This is a genomic window from Actinoplanes sp. NPDC023936 (assembly GCF_040639325.1).
Lineage (GTDB): Bacteria > Actinomycetota > Actinomycetes > Mycobacteriales > Micromonosporaceae > Actinoplanes.
In genome coordinates this window covers 207,381-221,342 of sequence record NZ_JBEZZR010000002.1, presented here as the reverse complement: position 1 = coordinate 221,342, position 13,962 = coordinate 207,381, and the positions used below count along the sequence as shown (strand labels likewise).

Annotated in this window: 16 protein-coding genes; 12 read left to right on the top strand and 4 right to left on the bottom strand. The window is 69.9% G+C overall.

Going from position 1 to position 13,962, the window contains the following annotated elements; genetic code table 11:
• Positions 1-94 precede the first annotated feature (94 nt).
• The 6 genes from AB0F72_RS03325 to AB0F72_RS03300 all read left to right on the top strand — a co-directional run bounded on the left by AB0F72_RS03325 (position 95) and on the right by AB0F72_RS03300 (position 5,928).
• Complete coding sequence (locus AB0F72_RS03325) at positions 95-1,282, top strand: LCP family protein (RefSeq protein ID WP_360424351.1); 1,188 nt, start codon at positions 95-97, stop codon at positions 1,280-1,282.
• 107 nt (positions 1,283-1,389) lie between these two features.
• Positions 1,390-2,577 carry an LCP family protein gene (locus tag AB0F72_RS03320; protein WP_360424347.1) on the top strand — a complete coding sequence of 396 codons (1,188 nt, stop codon included), beginning with the start codon at positions 1,390-1,392 and terminating at the stop codon, positions 2,575-2,577.
• Between the two features lie 18 nt (positions 2,578-2,595).
• Positions 2,596-2,931 (top strand): rhodanese-like domain-containing protein, encoded by a 336-nt coding sequence (locus tag AB0F72_RS03315; RefSeq protein WP_360424344.1) that lies wholly within the window; start codon positions 2,596-2,598, stop codon positions 2,929-2,931.
• Positions 2,932-2,945: 14 nt separating this feature from the next.
• Entirely contained in the window at positions 2,946-3,740 is a 795-nt protein-coding gene (locus AB0F72_RS03310; RefSeq protein ID WP_360424341.1) for a glycerophosphodiester phosphodiesterase family protein, read from the top strand.
• Between the two features lie 84 nt (positions 3,741-3,824).
• Positions 3,825-4,982, top strand: coding sequence for a HAMP domain-containing sensor histidine kinase (locus tag AB0F72_RS03305; protein WP_360424338.1), 1,158 nt, complete (start codon positions 3,825-3,827; stop codon positions 4,980-4,982).
• Positions 4,983-5,052: 70 nt separating this feature from the next.
• The gene (locus tag AB0F72_RS03300; RefSeq protein ID WP_360424335.1) at positions 5,053-5,928 is read left to right on the top strand and encodes a DUF5926 family protein; all 876 of its coding nucleotides are present in this window, start codon (positions 5,053-5,055) and stop codon (positions 5,926-5,928) included.
• Positions 5,929-6,708: 780 nt separating this feature from the next.
• Here AB0F72_RS03300 and AB0F72_RS03295 read toward each other — a convergent pair.
• Positions 6,709-7,914 (bottom strand): arginine deiminase, encoded by a 1,206-nt coding sequence (locus tag AB0F72_RS03295; RefSeq protein ID WP_360424332.1) that lies wholly within the window; start codon positions 7,912-7,914, stop codon positions 6,709-6,711.
• A gap of 400 nt (positions 7,915-8,314) precedes the next feature.
• Between AB0F72_RS03295 and AB0F72_RS03290 the strand changes: the two genes are divergently transcribed.
• The 5 genes from AB0F72_RS03290 (at position 8,315) to pheA (ending at position 11,554) form a co-directional block, all read left to right on the top strand.
• Complete coding sequence (locus AB0F72_RS03290; RefSeq protein ID WP_231859444.1) at positions 8,315-8,950, top strand: hypothetical protein; 636 nt, start codon at positions 8,315-8,317, stop codon at positions 8,948-8,950.
• 84 nt (positions 8,951-9,034) lie between these two features.
• Positions 9,035-9,487: a PAS domain-containing protein gene (locus AB0F72_RS03285; protein ID WP_360424329.1), complete on the top strand. Its 453-nt coding sequence runs from the start codon at positions 9,035-9,037 to the stop codon at positions 9,485-9,487.
• An 83-nt stretch (positions 9,488-9,570) separates the two neighbouring features.
• On the top strand, positions 9,571-9,963 hold the full coding sequence (locus tag AB0F72_RS03280; protein ID WP_360424326.1) for an ACT domain-containing protein: 393 nt from the start codon (positions 9,571-9,573) through the stop codon (positions 9,961-9,963).
• 39 nt (positions 9,964-10,002) lie between these two features.
• Positions 10,003-10,596, top strand: coding sequence for a hypothetical protein (locus AB0F72_RS03275; RefSeq protein WP_360424323.1), 594 nt, complete (start codon positions 10,003-10,005; stop codon positions 10,594-10,596).
• A gap of 10 nt (positions 10,597-10,606) precedes the next feature.
• Positions 10,607-11,554: a prephenate dehydratase gene (gene pheA / locus AB0F72_RS03270; RefSeq protein WP_360424320.1), complete on the top strand. Its 948-nt coding sequence runs from the start codon at positions 10,607-10,609 to the stop codon at positions 11,552-11,554.
• Here pheA and AB0F72_RS03265 read toward each other — a convergent pair.
• The 3 genes from AB0F72_RS03265 to AB0F72_RS03255 form a co-directional block, all read right to left on the bottom strand.
• Positions 11,551-12,291, bottom strand: coding sequence for an AIM24 family protein (locus tag AB0F72_RS03265; protein ID WP_360424317.1), 741 nt, complete (start codon positions 12,289-12,291; stop codon positions 11,551-11,553). The two genes, pheA and AB0F72_RS03265, sit on opposite strands and share 4 nt — an antisense overlap.
• Positions 12,292-12,317: 26 nt before the next feature.
• Positions 12,318-12,665 carry a metallopeptidase family protein gene (locus AB0F72_RS03260; protein ID WP_360424314.1) on the bottom strand — a complete coding sequence of 116 codons (348 nt, stop codon included), beginning with the start codon at positions 12,663-12,665 and terminating at the stop codon, positions 12,318-12,320.
• 87 nt (positions 12,666-12,752) lie between these two features.
• On the bottom strand, positions 12,753-13,181 hold the full coding sequence (locus AB0F72_RS03255) for an OsmC family protein (protein WP_360424311.1): 429 nt from the start codon (positions 13,179-13,181) through the stop codon (positions 12,753-12,755).
• Between the two features lie 67 nt (positions 13,182-13,248).
• Here AB0F72_RS03255 and AB0F72_RS03250 point away from each other — a divergent pair, with 67 nt between their 5' ends.
• On the top strand, positions 13,249-13,938 hold the full coding sequence (locus tag AB0F72_RS03250) for a hypothetical protein (RefSeq protein WP_360424308.1): 690 nt from the start codon (positions 13,249-13,251) through the stop codon (positions 13,936-13,938).
• Positions 13,939-13,962 lie beyond the last annotated feature (24 nt).

The following is a 13,962-nucleotide window of genomic DNA, read 5'->3' as shown; positions in this document are numbered from 1 at the left end:
TATGCTCCATCTCACGCCCCGGTAAAACTCCCACCTTCGTGCCGAAGCGAGCCGTGAGTCCGGATGGTTCGCCTTCACTACGTAATCTGGATCCATGTCAGCCACCTCCTCCCCTAGCGGCTACCCCTCCGGACGGGCGTCCGTGCCCGCTTACGGGGGCCGGGCTCCGGCAGCCCGCCCCACGGGAGGCCCGCGCGACGACTACGACGACTACAACTGGGCGCCGTCGGACCCTCCGCCGCCCCGCGGCCCGGGTGGTCCCGGCGGGGGCAGCCCCTACAAGGGGCGGCGCCCGCGTCCGCGCTGGAAGCGGATCGCCCTGATCGTCGGTGTCGTGGTGCTGATCCTCGCGGTGATCGCCGGCGTCTCGGCGTACGGCTACTTCAACGGCCTGGACAACAACCTCAAGCGCACCGACGCGTTCTCCGACATCACCGAGCGTCCGGCCAAGACCGTCGACGGCGCGTTCAACATCCTGCTGGTCGGCAGCGACTCGCGGGACCCGGACGCGAAGCAGGACGAGAAGAACGCCTGGCGCGCCGACACGCTGATGATCATGCACGTGCCGGCCGACCACAAGTCCGCCCAGCTCGTCTCGATCCCGCGTGACCTGTGGGTGCAGATCCCGAGCGGCAACAACGAGCCGTGCACCTCGGGCAGCCGGGCCAAGATCAACGCGGCCTTCGCGTTCGGTGGCATCCCGCGCGCCGTGCGGACCGTCGAGTGCATGACCGACGTGCGCATCGACCACGTCATGGCGATCGACTTCGGCGGCTTCAAGGAGGTCACCGACGCGATCGGCGGCGTCGACCTGAAGGTGGACCAGACCATCACGTCAATCCACAAGCCGTACCGGAAGTTCACCAAGGGCATGATGCACATGGACGGCGCCCAGGCGCTGGACTGGGTGCGTCAGCGCAAGCAGTTCGCCCGCGGCGACTTCGCCCGCATGCAGCACCAGCAGGAGTTCCTGAAGGCCGTGATGGACAAGGCGTCGAGCAGCGGCACGCTGACCAGCCCCACCAAGCTGGACGGCTTCCTGGACTCGGTGTCGGCCGCGGTCACCGTCGACGAGACGTTCTCCCTCAAGGACATGGCGCTGCAGTTCCGGCACCTGCGCGGCGACAACCTGACGTTCCTCACCAGCCCGAACAAGGGCAGTGACACGATCAGCGGCCAGTCCGTGGTGGTCTCCGACCGGGAGAAGGCGCTCACCCTCTACAAGGCGATGGCCGAGGACAAGATGGCGGAGTGGATGGCCGCAAACCCGACAAAGAAGTAGCTTTCCGCAGGTCGACTTCATATTGAAACTTGCTAGATCTTTAGTTGGCCGTGAAGTGTCCGTAAGGTTATGCAGCCCTTCTTTCATCCAGCCACGGGGAGAGCTGCATGACCGTCACGGCCGACCAGCCATCACCGTCACCGGAACTGGACGCTCTCCCCCACCCCGAAAACCCGGCTCCGGACGAGGGCAAACCGCGTGAGAAGAAGCGGCGCTCGCCGCTCTGGGCCCGGCTCAGCGTCGCGTTCGGCACGGTGCTGCTGGTGGCGAGCGGGGGCGGCCTGGTCGGCGGAAAGGTTCTGATCAGCCAGACGACCGACAACATCGCTCTGGAGAACCTGACCGGCGACGCGAAGAAGACCGAGGCCGAGGGCGGCGGCGCCACCATCGACGGGCCCATCGACATGCTGCTGATGGGCGTGGACGCCCGGGAGCGCTGGGCCGCCGACGAGCTGCGGTCCGACACGATCATCATCCTGCACATCCCGGCCAGCCACGACCAGGCGTACCTGATCTCCATCCCCCGGGACACCGAGGTCCAGGCGCCGGAGTTCGGCCCGAGCAAGTACTCCGGCGGCACGGTCAAGGCCACCGAGGCCTTCTACTGGGGGGCGCAGAACGGCGCCGGCTGGACCGGCGGCGCCCAGCTGCTCGCGAAGACCCTGAAGAACATGACAGGCATCAGCTTCGACGGCGCCGGGATCATCAACTTCGGCGGCTTCAAGAAGGTGATCGACCAGCTCGGCGGCGTCCGGATGTGCGTCGACCAGGAGGTCACCTCCAAGCACATGAAGCTGGTCGGCAGCGAGCCGATGTGGCTGGCCGACGCCCGCAAGACCGGCAAGCCGATGAAGGACGTCGTGCACAAGGTCGGCTGCAAGGAGATGGAGGGCTGGGAGGCGCTCGACTACGCCCGCCAGCGCTACGGCCTCAAGAACGGCGACTACGACCGGCAGCGCCACCAGCAGCAGCTGATCAAGGCGATGGCGAAGAAGGCGGCCGGCAGCGGCATCCTCACCAACCCGCTCAAGGTCGGCTCGATGATCCAGTCGGCGGGCGAGGCGCTCGTGCTGGACGTCGGCGACATCGAGCTCACCGACTTCGTCCTCGGCCTCTCCGGCGTCGCAGCGAACGACATGGTGCTGCTGCGCACCAACAACGGCACCTTCTCCGGCAACGGGAACGGCCGTGAGGTGCTGAACGAGAAGAGCAAGGAGATGTTCCAGGCGGTCAAGGACGACAACCTGGCGCAGTTCGTTCTCGACAACCCGGACGTCGTGGCATCCGAGAAGTGAACACGTACGCTGAGTCCCGTGTTCGGACCTAACGTACCCAGCATCACTCCTGACCAGGTCGAGCCTGACGCCTACCTGCTCGACGTGCGCGAGCCCGACGAGTGGACGGCCGGGCACGCCCCCGGCGCCCACCACCTGCCCATGATGGAGGTGCCGACCCGGATGGCCGAGGTGCCGACCGAGGGCGAGGTGGTCGTGGTCTGCCGGGCCGGCGGGCGCTCCGGCCAGGTCGTCGCCTACCTGATGAACAACGGGTGGGACAACCTGCGCAACCTCGACGGCGGCATGCAGGCATGGGCGGCCGCCGGGCGTGACGTGGTCAGCGAGAACGGACAGCCCGCCCGAGTCATCTGAAACCTCCCCGCACCATGTCCGCCGACACCTACCGTCCACTCGTCTTCGCCCACCGCGGCGGAGCGGACGCTCTGCCCGAGCACACGCTCGGGGCGTACCTGCGTGCGCTCGACGAGGGGGCGGACGGGTTGGAGTGCGATGTCCGGCTCACTCGCGACGGCCACCTCGTCTGCGTACACGACGGGCGGCTGGACCGGACCAGCAACGGGCACGGCCGGGTCAGCGCCAAGACCCTCGCCGAGCTGGACGCGCTGAACTTCGGCTCCTGGCACCCCGGTTACCCCGCCGACGAGGAGCTGCCGGACCTGTCCCGGCTGCTCACCCTGGATCGGCTGCTGGACGCGCTGCTCTCCGGCGGACGCCGGGTCCGGCTGCTGATCGAGACGAAACACCCGTCCCGGTACGGCGCGGAGGTGGAGCGGCGTCTGGTGCGGATGCTCCGGCACTACGGGCTGGCCGAGCCGAAGCCGGATGACCCGGTACAGGTGGCGGTCATGTCTTTCGCCGCTCTGGCGCTGCGCCGGATCCGCGTGCAGGCGCCCGCCCTGCCGCGGGTCTATCTGATGGAGTTCGTGCCGCCCGGCGTCGGCCGGGGCCGGCTGCCGTTCGGCGCGGGCGCCGCCGGACCGGGCGTCGATCTGATCCGGGCCCGCCCCGGCCTGCTGCCGGCGATCCGGGCGGCCGGCCATCAGACGTACGTCTGGACCGTGAACGATCCTGCGGACCTCGACCTCGTGCTCGCACACCGGGTGGACGGGGTGATCACCGACCGTCCCCGGTTCGTGCTGGACCGCCTCGACAGGGTGTGACCTACGACACGGAAAGCCTGTCAAAGCCAGGATCCGCTCAGGTTCGTCTGCCCAAATCTCAGCGGGCGAGGCACACTCGCAGACATGCCGGACCGTCCCGACTACGTAACACTGACCCGGGGTCAGATCGCGGTCCTCGACCGTGTCGACGCGGGCGAGGCGGGTCTGTCCGTGCTCCAGCAAGTCGTCCAGCTCGCTCAGGACGCGCTCGGCGGCCGCGGCGCCGGCTTCGCCGAGTACGCGCCGGGCCACGGCCGGATCATCGCGGCCACCGGTGTCTGCGAGCCTGCCATCGGCCGCCGCGTGGAGCAGCCGTTCGCCCTCGATTCGGTGAACAACGCGCTGGCTCACCAGATCGAGGGCGGGAATCTGCGCCACATGCTCGGCGCGTGCTGCGAAGCGGACGGAGTCGTGGTCGGCTCCCTGCACGTCTACTTCGGGGATTCCCCGCCCGGCCCGGAGCACCACGCCGTTCTCGAGTTGCTCGCCGGTCAGCTGGGCCGGCTCTACGGCATGCGGTCCGGCCTGCCGGTGCACCCCGAGCCCGCGCCCGACGCCGACCGGCGCCAGGAGGACCGCGACCTCTGGGTCGCTGTCACCAGCCATGAGCTGCGGACGCCGGTCACCGTCATCAAGGGCTACGCGGACACCCTCACCAACCACTGGGACACGCTCGGCGAGCCGGGCCGCCGGGAAGCCGCCCGGGTCATCGGCACCCGGGCCGGCGAGCTGGCCCGCCTGCTCGACCGCCTGCTCTCCGCCACCACCGACGACGGCTCGGTCGGCGCGACGCCGGCCGGCCCGTTCGACCTGGCCGAGGCGCTGCGCGAGGCGGCCGGCGAGCTGCCCGGCGCGCTGCGCCAGCGGGTCCACTTCGGGGAGCTGCCGCCCGACCTGCCGAAAGCCTTCGGCAACCGGGACTCGATCACCACGATCCTGACCGAGCTCGCCACCAACGCCGAACGCAACTCGGATCCCGGCACCCTGATCGAGGTCTGCGCCGGCATCGACGACGACACTCTCCGGTTCCGGGTCTCCGACCGGGGGATCGGCATCGCCCCGGAGCATGTCGAGCGGGCCTTCGAGCGCTACTGGCAGGCCGCCGACGGCCGGCGACCACCCGGTGCCGGGCTCGGCCTCTACCTGGTCCGCCGGCTCGTCGAGCGGCAGAACGGCTGGGTCTCGCTGCGGCCGAGGGAGAACGGCGGCACCGTCGCCGAAGTGCGGCTGCCGCGCGCCTGAGCACGCCCTCTCCGGCACCGGGTGGCCCACGTCACCGGTCCCCGTCGTCCACCGCCTACGCTGTTTCCTCGTGAGCAAGCGTCGGAAGTCCCGCGAAACCACACCGAAGACCAAGCTTCGCGACATCTTCGTCGCCCGCCCCTTCGAGGGTCTGGTGGACGAGCCGGAGTGGGTCGCGCTGCGTGAACTGGTGCCGGCCGCCTCCGCCCCGCTGACCCTCAAGCCCGAGGTGATCGAGGAGTACGGCGACCGCCCGGTCACCCTCTCCACCGTGCTGCCGATGGCCTGGCCGGCGATGACGCGCCGCGACGGCCGCGTCTTCATCGGCCTGCAGCGCCACGTCCAGTCCGGTGACGTCTCCCGTGACCTGGCCGTGGCGATCCTCAGCGCGCTGCGGACCAAGCCCGGTGACACGGTCGCCGTCCCGGCTCTGCCGGGCGAGGGCCCGCGCCTGCAGGACGTGCTCGTCGACGGCCCGCTCGAGATCACCCTGCACGACGGCTTCGAGTACTGGCTGGACGCCGAGCAGGCCCAGGACGCGAACGTGAAGGCGTCTCTCGAACGGGCGAACGCCTCGATCTACCCGACCGTGCGCCTGGCCGCCGCGAAAGCCGCCTACTGGTGCCGGGTCGCGCCGGAGAAGAGCCACGTCCGCTGGGTGCTACCGGAGCCGGAGGACAAGGCCCTGGACGCGCTGGCCCGTCTCTCCGCGGCCGGTGAGCTCCTGCTCGGCGAGGACACCAAGTTCGCCGGGATGTTCCGCGCGCACGGGGTGCTCGTCCCGGTCTGGGACCTGCCCGGCGAGCCGGAGGGCGCGGACTGGGAGGCGGCGCTGGCCGACTTCGCCAAGCGGTACGCCGACACCCTCGCGGTCGACGAGCCCCTCGACGCCGCCGCACGTCGCGCGAAGCAGGGTCTGATCGGCCGCCAGCTCACCCTGCGCTGAACTCGCGTGTTGTGGGGCGCCACGGCGTCCCACAGCACGTCAGCAGCACACGATGCGGTTCCGGCACGTGGATGAGAGCACACCGAAGCCGTGCGTGTGCCCGCGTCCCGGTCCTGGCACAGGTGGGAGCTCACGATGGCGTTGTGTGTGCCCTCACCACTTCCTCGGCCGCGATCTCGGCAACAGGCACCCGCCGGAGCAGGCGACCCTGAGTTGCCAAGATCTGGTAGGGATGCCCTGACCCCGGTCGGAGCGCGGACAGGCAACGGGCCGGCCGGATGACCTGCCTCAGCTACGGCTCGGGTCCGCGAGCCGTAGCCCAGCCAGGGAATCGAGCCCGGATAGCACGCGCCAGCTACGGCTCAGCCCGCGAGCCGTCGCCCAGCCACGGAATCGAGCCCGGATAGCACGCGCCAGCTACGGCTCAGGCCCGCGAGCCGTCGCCCAGCCACGGAATCGAGCCTGGATGGCATGCGCCAGCTACGGCTCGGGCTCGCGAGCCGTAGCCGAGACATGTGATCAAGCGCTGCTGGCCCGGCCGCAGCCACTTTCTCGCCGAGCGCCTCGCCGGCCCTCTCCCCCGCCATCACCACCTGACAAACACCTCACAGATCTTGGCAACTGCTGGTAGCCACGGGGTGCCAGTCGCCAACATCGCGGCGTCTCGGTCGTCGCGGGGCGGAGCGGGGCGGCGGAGCGGCGCGGCCGAGCGGCGCGGCGGAGCGGGGCGGCGGCGGGACGAGCGGGACCTGAAGCGCGCACTCACCGTCGAGCAGGTCGCTATGGGCGGTTTGAGCCTTGTAACGGATCGCGCGTGATCGGGCAGCTCATGCAGCGCGGGCCACCCCGGCCACTGCCCAGCTCGGAGCCGCTGATCCGGATCACCTCGATGCCGGCCCGTTCCAGCTGCGCGTTCGTCTCGACATTCCGCTCATATGCCACACAGAGCCGGGGAGCCAGGGCGAGCGTGTTGTTGCCGTCGTCCCACTGCTCACGCTCGGCGGTGACCGGGTCCAGGCCGGTGTCGATGATCCGCAGATGGTCCAGGCCCATCGCCTCGGCGGCGGCCTCCAGGAACGGCCGGGGCGCCCGCACAGCCAGCTCCTCGCCGAGACCCGCGGTGATCGTCCAGGCGACCAGGGAGCCGGCGACGTTCGGGTACATCACCACGGCGTCCACGTCGACCATCGTGCAGACCGTGTCGAGGTGCATGGTGGCGCGTTCCTGAGCGATCGGCACGGCGAGCACGGTGTGCGCGAGCCCGGTGGCGAGCACGCGGCGGGCGAGTCGCTCGGCCCCGGCCGGTGTGGTGCGCTCGCCGACGCCGATGGCCAGCACGCCAGGGGCCAGGATCAGCACGTCACCGCCCTCGACATGTTCGAGCGCGGGCTCGTACAGAAGATCCGTCCCGGCGAACCGCGGGTGATAGCGGTAGATCGCGTGGGTGATCGTGGTCTCCCGCCGGCGGGCCGGCATGGCGAGGCTGGTCACCGCGACCCGGTCACCCACCCAGAGGGAGGAATCCCTGGTGAAGAGCAGGTTCGGCAGCGGATCGATGACGAATTCGTGCCGGTCCATCATTTCGTAGACCAGGCCGCCCGCGCCCGGCTTGATCTCCTCGTGGGCGAGACCCGCCATCAGGACGCCGGCCAGCCGGGCCGGTTCCAGATCTTGCAGGTACGAGGTGACGACCGCCCGCAGCGAGTCGCCGAGCCGTGGATCGGACAGCACACCGGCGGTCAGCTCGTCGCGGGCCTCGGCCACGGCGAGCGTCTCGGTCAGCAACGTTTCCAGATACAACACCTCGACGCCACGGGACCGTAAGGCCTCCGCGAACGAGTCGTGCTCCTCTTGAGCGCGGCCCACCCACGGAATAGCGTCGAAGAGCAGGGAATCGTTGTTGCGTGGCGTCAGCCGGGCCAACTCGGGACCGGGGCGGTGGAGCAGGACGGTGCGCAGTGCGCTGACTTCACTGTCGACGTACACACGCCCGACGTTAGCCCGTACCGAGTGCCATCAGGCCGCACCGAGTGCTACCAGTCGGTGACGTTCTGACTAGATCTTGGGACGGTCATGCATCACGCGGAGGACGGCGATAACTTGGAGGGGTGCGACGAGACTGCGGCACTCAGGCGTACACATGCACCATCCGAAAGAAGATGTTGTCCGTGAATACGGCATTCATCCATAGTCCTTCACCTTTCTTTCCCCTCTCCAGACCTGTTCCGTAGGCACACGAGCACGTACGGTAGTTGGAAAAGAGAGCCCAACTGACCTTTTGCCGGAGGTCGCAGTGACTGTCTTCCCCGCCCGCCCCGCTCTGCCCGTCCCGTCCAGGCCCCTCACCGACCGCCAATCGGCGCCCACTGCCCTCGAGGCACCGCGTCTGACACCGGTCGAGTGGGCGCGCCGTCGTCGCGCTGACCGTGACGCACGTCGCTTGGAGGCCGCCGGGGCGCGCGCACTGACCCGACTCGACCGCCTCGGGCCGAACTGGCACATCGTGGACTGGCCGCGCACCGACGTCATGCAGGCATACGCCGAGCCTGACCCGACCGACGAGCGCGCCGGCTTCCTCGCCATCGGCCCCGGCGGTGTCTACGCGGTGACCGTCGCCGACCACGGCCGGTCCCGTGTCCTGATCGCCGGTGACGTCGTCCAGATCAACGGCAAGCGCCCGGCGTACATCGCCGAGGCCCGCCGGGACGCTCGCCGGGCCGCCAAGGCGCTCTCCGCGGCCGTCGGCCTCAACGTTCCGGTGACCGCGGTTCTCGCGTTCGTCGGCTCCGGGGTGATCAGCGTCCACGGTCTGCCGAAAGACTGCCTCGTGGCCACCGACAAGGAGCTCGACCGCCTGCTGATCGCCGGCGGCGCGAAGATCTCCCCGGCTACCGCGAGCAAACTCTCAGCTGTCGCTCACCACCCGGGTACCTGGGCAAACGCACCTTATCGGCCGGCCGGCGACTACCGTTGGTACAGCAACGGACAGACGGCCGCTGACAAGCGCCCCACCCGCCGGTAACGTTCCTTGCTGACGCCGTCGACAGCCGGCACGCCTCACCACGAGGCGGCCGGCGGTCGCCGCGATTGATGCGAGGAGGAGCGGGTGGCGCATGTTGAGCTCTCCCTCTCGGGAGCGTTCGTCCCCCAGGCGCGGACACCGGCCGAGGCCGAGTTCGTCACCAGCGTCGAGCGCTGGAGCGCGACGGTCTCCGTCGCCGACGAGCCGTGCCTGGTCATCGACAGCAGCGGCCTGATCCTTGCCGTCTCGCCGTCCGCCAGCGAGCTGCTCGGACTGGGCAAGCCCGTCGAGGCGCTGGGCCAGCGGCTCGGTCCCGCCCTGCGGCTGATCGACTTCACAGCGAGCGCGGGCCCGCTGGAGGAGCCGGAGGCGGAGAAGATCCCGCCGCTGCTCGCCGTGCGCAGCGAGAGCCTCGCGCGCGGGCTGCTGCGGGTGGCCGGCGAGCCTCCGCTGACGGTCGACGCGGTCTCGACGCCGCTGCGGACGGGCGACCGGGTGACCGGTTCGTTGACCTTCCTGTCCCCGGTGCGGTACTGACGTCCCCTTTGTCCCCGAAGATGTGGCGTTTGCCGCAGCTGAGGGGCATTGGTCGTTACACGCCCGCAACGTAGTCTGCCCTCATGCTCGATCTAGACCTGTTACCGGGTGAGTACGCGGTGTGCCGGCTGCCGGCCGGCTCGACCCTTCCCGCCACCCTGACCACGGGTCCGGACGACAAGAGCGTCATCTCGGTGACCTGGGGTGTCGACGAACTGTCGATCATCTGCCCGCAGGACCGGGTGCCGGACGGCGCGGTCGCCGACACGGCGTGGCGCTGCCTGCGGGTGACCGGGCTCGATCTGAACCTCACCATGACGGGCGTGCTCGCCTCGCTCGTCGGTCCGCTCGCCGACGCACGGGTCAACATCGTGACGTTCTCGACGTACGACACGGACTATCTGCTGGTTCCGTCGGTGCGGCTGACCGAGGCGGTCAACACGCTGACGTCGGTCGGCCACCGAATCGCCCGCTGACCCCTCGCCGGATGCCTCTCCGGCTCCTACGATGAGCCGGTGTCCCCCCGCGCACGTCTGCTGCCGGCCACCGGTCTCCTGCTGCTGGCCGGCTGTGTCGCGCAGCCGCAGGCCGCCCCGGTCGTGACCGGCGTCCCGGCGCCTCCGGTCAGCGTGCCGGCGGTGGCGCCGTCGCTGCCCGGGATCACGTTCGTGCCGCTGAGCCCCACGGCGACGACCGGCGCAGCGGTACCGACTTTCACGACCTATCCGCCGGTGGCGCCGACCCTCGCCCCGACCAGTACGACGACGGCGCCCACCACCTCACCGACCACGTCACCGACGCCGTCACCATCGCCGTCCCAGGCCAGGAAGTGCACCGGTGAGCCGACCGGCCGGCAGATCCTCACGCTGCTCAAGGACAACCCGGCCGTCCCGGACGCGGAGCTCGACGTCGCCGACGGTCCGTTCTGCGGCGGGACCTGGTCCTACACCACGGTCCAGCTGAAAGGCGGCGGCGCCGAGCCGCTCTCCGTGGTGACCACCGGCAAGGGCACGACGCTGGCCCTGGTCACCGCGGGCACGGACGTCTGCAACCCCCGGGTGAAGGCCGAGGCGCCGGTGGGGATCCGCGTTCTGGCCTGCGGATACTAGACTTTCGCAAATGCCCGGTACGCCGCCAGCACGATTCGCCTATCTCGGCCCGGAAGGCACATTCACCGAGGCCGCCCTGCGCACCATCCCGGCCGCCGAGAGTGGGGTCCACACCCCGGCCCGCAGCGTGCCCGAGGCCCTGGAAGCGGTCCGCTCCGGCGAGGCTGACGCCGCCCTGGTCCCCCTGGAGAACTCGGTGGGCGGCGCCATCCCGGTCACCCTGGACGAGCTGATCACCGGTAGCCCGCTGATGATCACGCGCGAGGTGCTGCTGCCGGTCGAGTTCGTGCTGGCCGCCCGCGCCCTGACCCCGCTGGCCGAGCTGCGGACCATCGCGGCGCACCCGCAGGCGTCCGCGCAGTGCCGGCACTGGTTGCAGGCCAACGTTCCGGACGCGGTCGTCGTGGACGTGCTCTCCAACGCGACGGCGGCGCTCAGCGCGGCCGCCGGGGAGCACGACGCGGCCCTCTGCGCCCCGATCGGCGTACCCCGCAATGGTTTGACAGTGCTCGCCGAGAAAGTCGCCGATCGGGCCGACGCGGTGACCCGTTTCGCGCTGCTCACCCGTCCCGGGGCGCCGGCCGCGCCGACCGGCGACGACGTGACGTCGCTGGCCGTCTCGATCCGGCACGACCAGGTCGGCGCGCTGCTCGCGGTCCTCACCGAGCTGGCGGTCCGCGGCATCAACCTGTCCCGGATCGAGTCCCGGCCGACCGGCGAGCAGCTCGGGACGTACGTGTTCTTCCTGGACTGCACCGGGCACGTGGCCGAGGCCCGCCTCGGCGAGGCGCTGCAGGGTCTGCGGCGGATCTGCGCCGAGGTGCGGTTCCTGGGCAGCTACCCCAAGCACCGTCTGACGCCGGAGCCGCCGGTGGCGGCGCCACCCGGTCTCTCCGACGCGGACTTCGCCGACTCGGCGGCCTGGCTGGAGAAGCTGCGCGACCCGGACCGGTCCTAGTCGTCGAAGAGCCCGTCCAGCAGCCCGCCCGACTTGGACGACGAGGACCCGGAGCCGGCACCGGCCAGGCCGCCCGGCGGCTCCTCGGAGGGCTGCACGATCACGAAGCCGTGCCCGCTGAAGCTCATCGTGAACCGCTCACCCGTGCTGCGGCCCAGCAGGTTGCCGAAGCTGAACTGCTCGGCCCGGTGGAAACCGGTCTGCAGGTTCGCCGACCAGGCGATCGCGGCCTGCGGGTCGACGTAGGTGGGCGCGTCGACGTTGAGCACCACCGGCGTGCCGTGGGTCGTCACAGCGATCCGGCCGGCGCCGGTGAAGACGCAGTTGAAGAGACCGGCGCTGGACATCATCCCGGCGCCGCTGACGACCTTGATGTCGTAGCTGAGCGACGAGTCGAAGGCCAGAACGTTCGACCCGTTGATGGAGAGCGCGTCGCCCGGCTCGAGGTCGATCAGGTGGATGTCGGCGGCCCGGTCGGCGAGGAAGACGTCACCCTGGCCGCGCACCCGCATCAGCGGCACGCCCTCACCGGTCAGCTTCTGCTTGAGGAACTTGCCGATGCCGCCCGAGCCCAAGGCCTCGAACTGCACCTGTCCCTGGTACGCCACCATCGACCCGGTCCGTGCCAGGAAATCGCCGTTCAGCTCGGCCTTGAGCAGCTTGGAGTTCTGCAGCCGGAGGCCCGGCTGAGAGGATTCCTTCTCGAGGTTCTCCGCTGAGAAAAGTTCGCTGCGCATGATCCCAGGGTAGGAAGCCGGCGCAATCAGCCCCAGCCGAGTTCGTGAAGACGCTGGTCGTCGATCCCGAAGTGGTGGGCGATCTCGTGCACCACGGTGATCGCGACCTCCTCCACGACGTCCTCGTCGCTGTCGCAGACGCGCAGCGTGGGGATCCGGTAGATGGTGATCCGGTCGGGGAGCGTGCCGGCGTAATCCCAGCCGCGGTCGGTGAGCGCCGTGCCCTCGTAGAGTCCGAGCAGGTCGTCGCTCCCGTCCGGCGGCGCGTCCTCGACCAGGAACACCACGTTGTTCATGAGGGAGAGCAACTCGTTGGGCACCTCGTCGAGGGCGTCACCGACGAGCTCTTCGAACCGTTCACGACTCATGTTCACCGGCACGGTCGCAATTCTGCCCGTAATCGGCCGGATGACGGGAACCGGCGCGGCCGGAAAGGCCGCGCCGGTGCGAAAGACCGAGGATCAGGCCAGCTTCGCGGTGAGCGTGATCGGCGCACCCGGCGAGAGCAGCCGCGAGATCGGGCAGTTGTTCTTGGCGTCCTCGGCGATCTTCTGGAACGTCGCCTCGTCGATGCCCGGAACGTTACCGACGGACTCGAGCTCGATCCCGGTGACGCCGAAGCCGGCGTCGGTCTTGTCCAGCCGGACCTTGGCGACGGTCTCCACCGAGGTCGGGGTGAAACCCGCGTCGGCGAGACCCTTCGAGAACGCCATCGAGAAACAGCCGGAGTGCGCGGCGGCGATGAGCTCCTCGGGGTTGGTCCCCTCGCCCTCCTCGAAGCGCGACTTGAAGGAGTAGTTCCCCGCAAGCCCTCCCTTACCGGTCTTGACAGTGCCGGAACCCTCGGTGAGGTTCCCTTCCCAGCGAGCCGAAGCAGAACGAATAGGCATGACCAGAACGCTAGCCCATTTGCGAGCCGCTGGTCCGCAGTCGACGCAAGGGGCCATTATGGAGCGCATGTCCTCAGATTCCGAGTCCGTGATCGAATTCGGGGCGCCAGAGGCCGAGGACAGGCCGCGCCGCTTCGCCTACCTGCAGGACCTCGGCTCGGATCGGCGGCTCCCGCAGCTGCTGGCCGGCCTCGGCGGTGTCGCGGCCTTCGCGTCGCTGATCTCCGAGTGGCAGGTCACGACCGTGAACACCATCACGCTCCCCGACGGGGAGCTGGCCCAGGCCGAGATGTTCCCGGCCGCCCTGATCGACCTCGGTGGCGTCGGCGCGGCGTACCTGGGTGGGCTCTTCCTGCTGGTGACCGCGTCGGTGCTGACGTTCTTCGGCCCGGTGGCCGGCCAGCGGTACGCGCGGCTCGCCGGGCTCAGCCTGGGCGGTGTGCAACTGGCCGTGCTGCTCGGCCTGGTGCAGATGCTCGGCGACCAGTCCCTGCTGGTCTCCCGGTTCCTGAGTCTGGAGCTGGGCGAGAACCCGCCGGAGGTGACCTATGGGCGAGGGCTCTGGTGCGCGCTGGCCGGGGTCGCCGCGGCTGTCGTCGCCCTCTGGCTGACCGGCCGCGAGCCGAGCAGCCGGCCGGCGAGCAGCCGTAAGAAGGAGATCGAGACCGTTCCGGACACCCCGCTGGAGCTGACCATCACGCCGGCCACCCCGTTCGCCGTGTCGAGCGCCGACCGCGACCAGCCCCACGACCGGTGACCGCAAGCCGAAGCGGGACGCCGG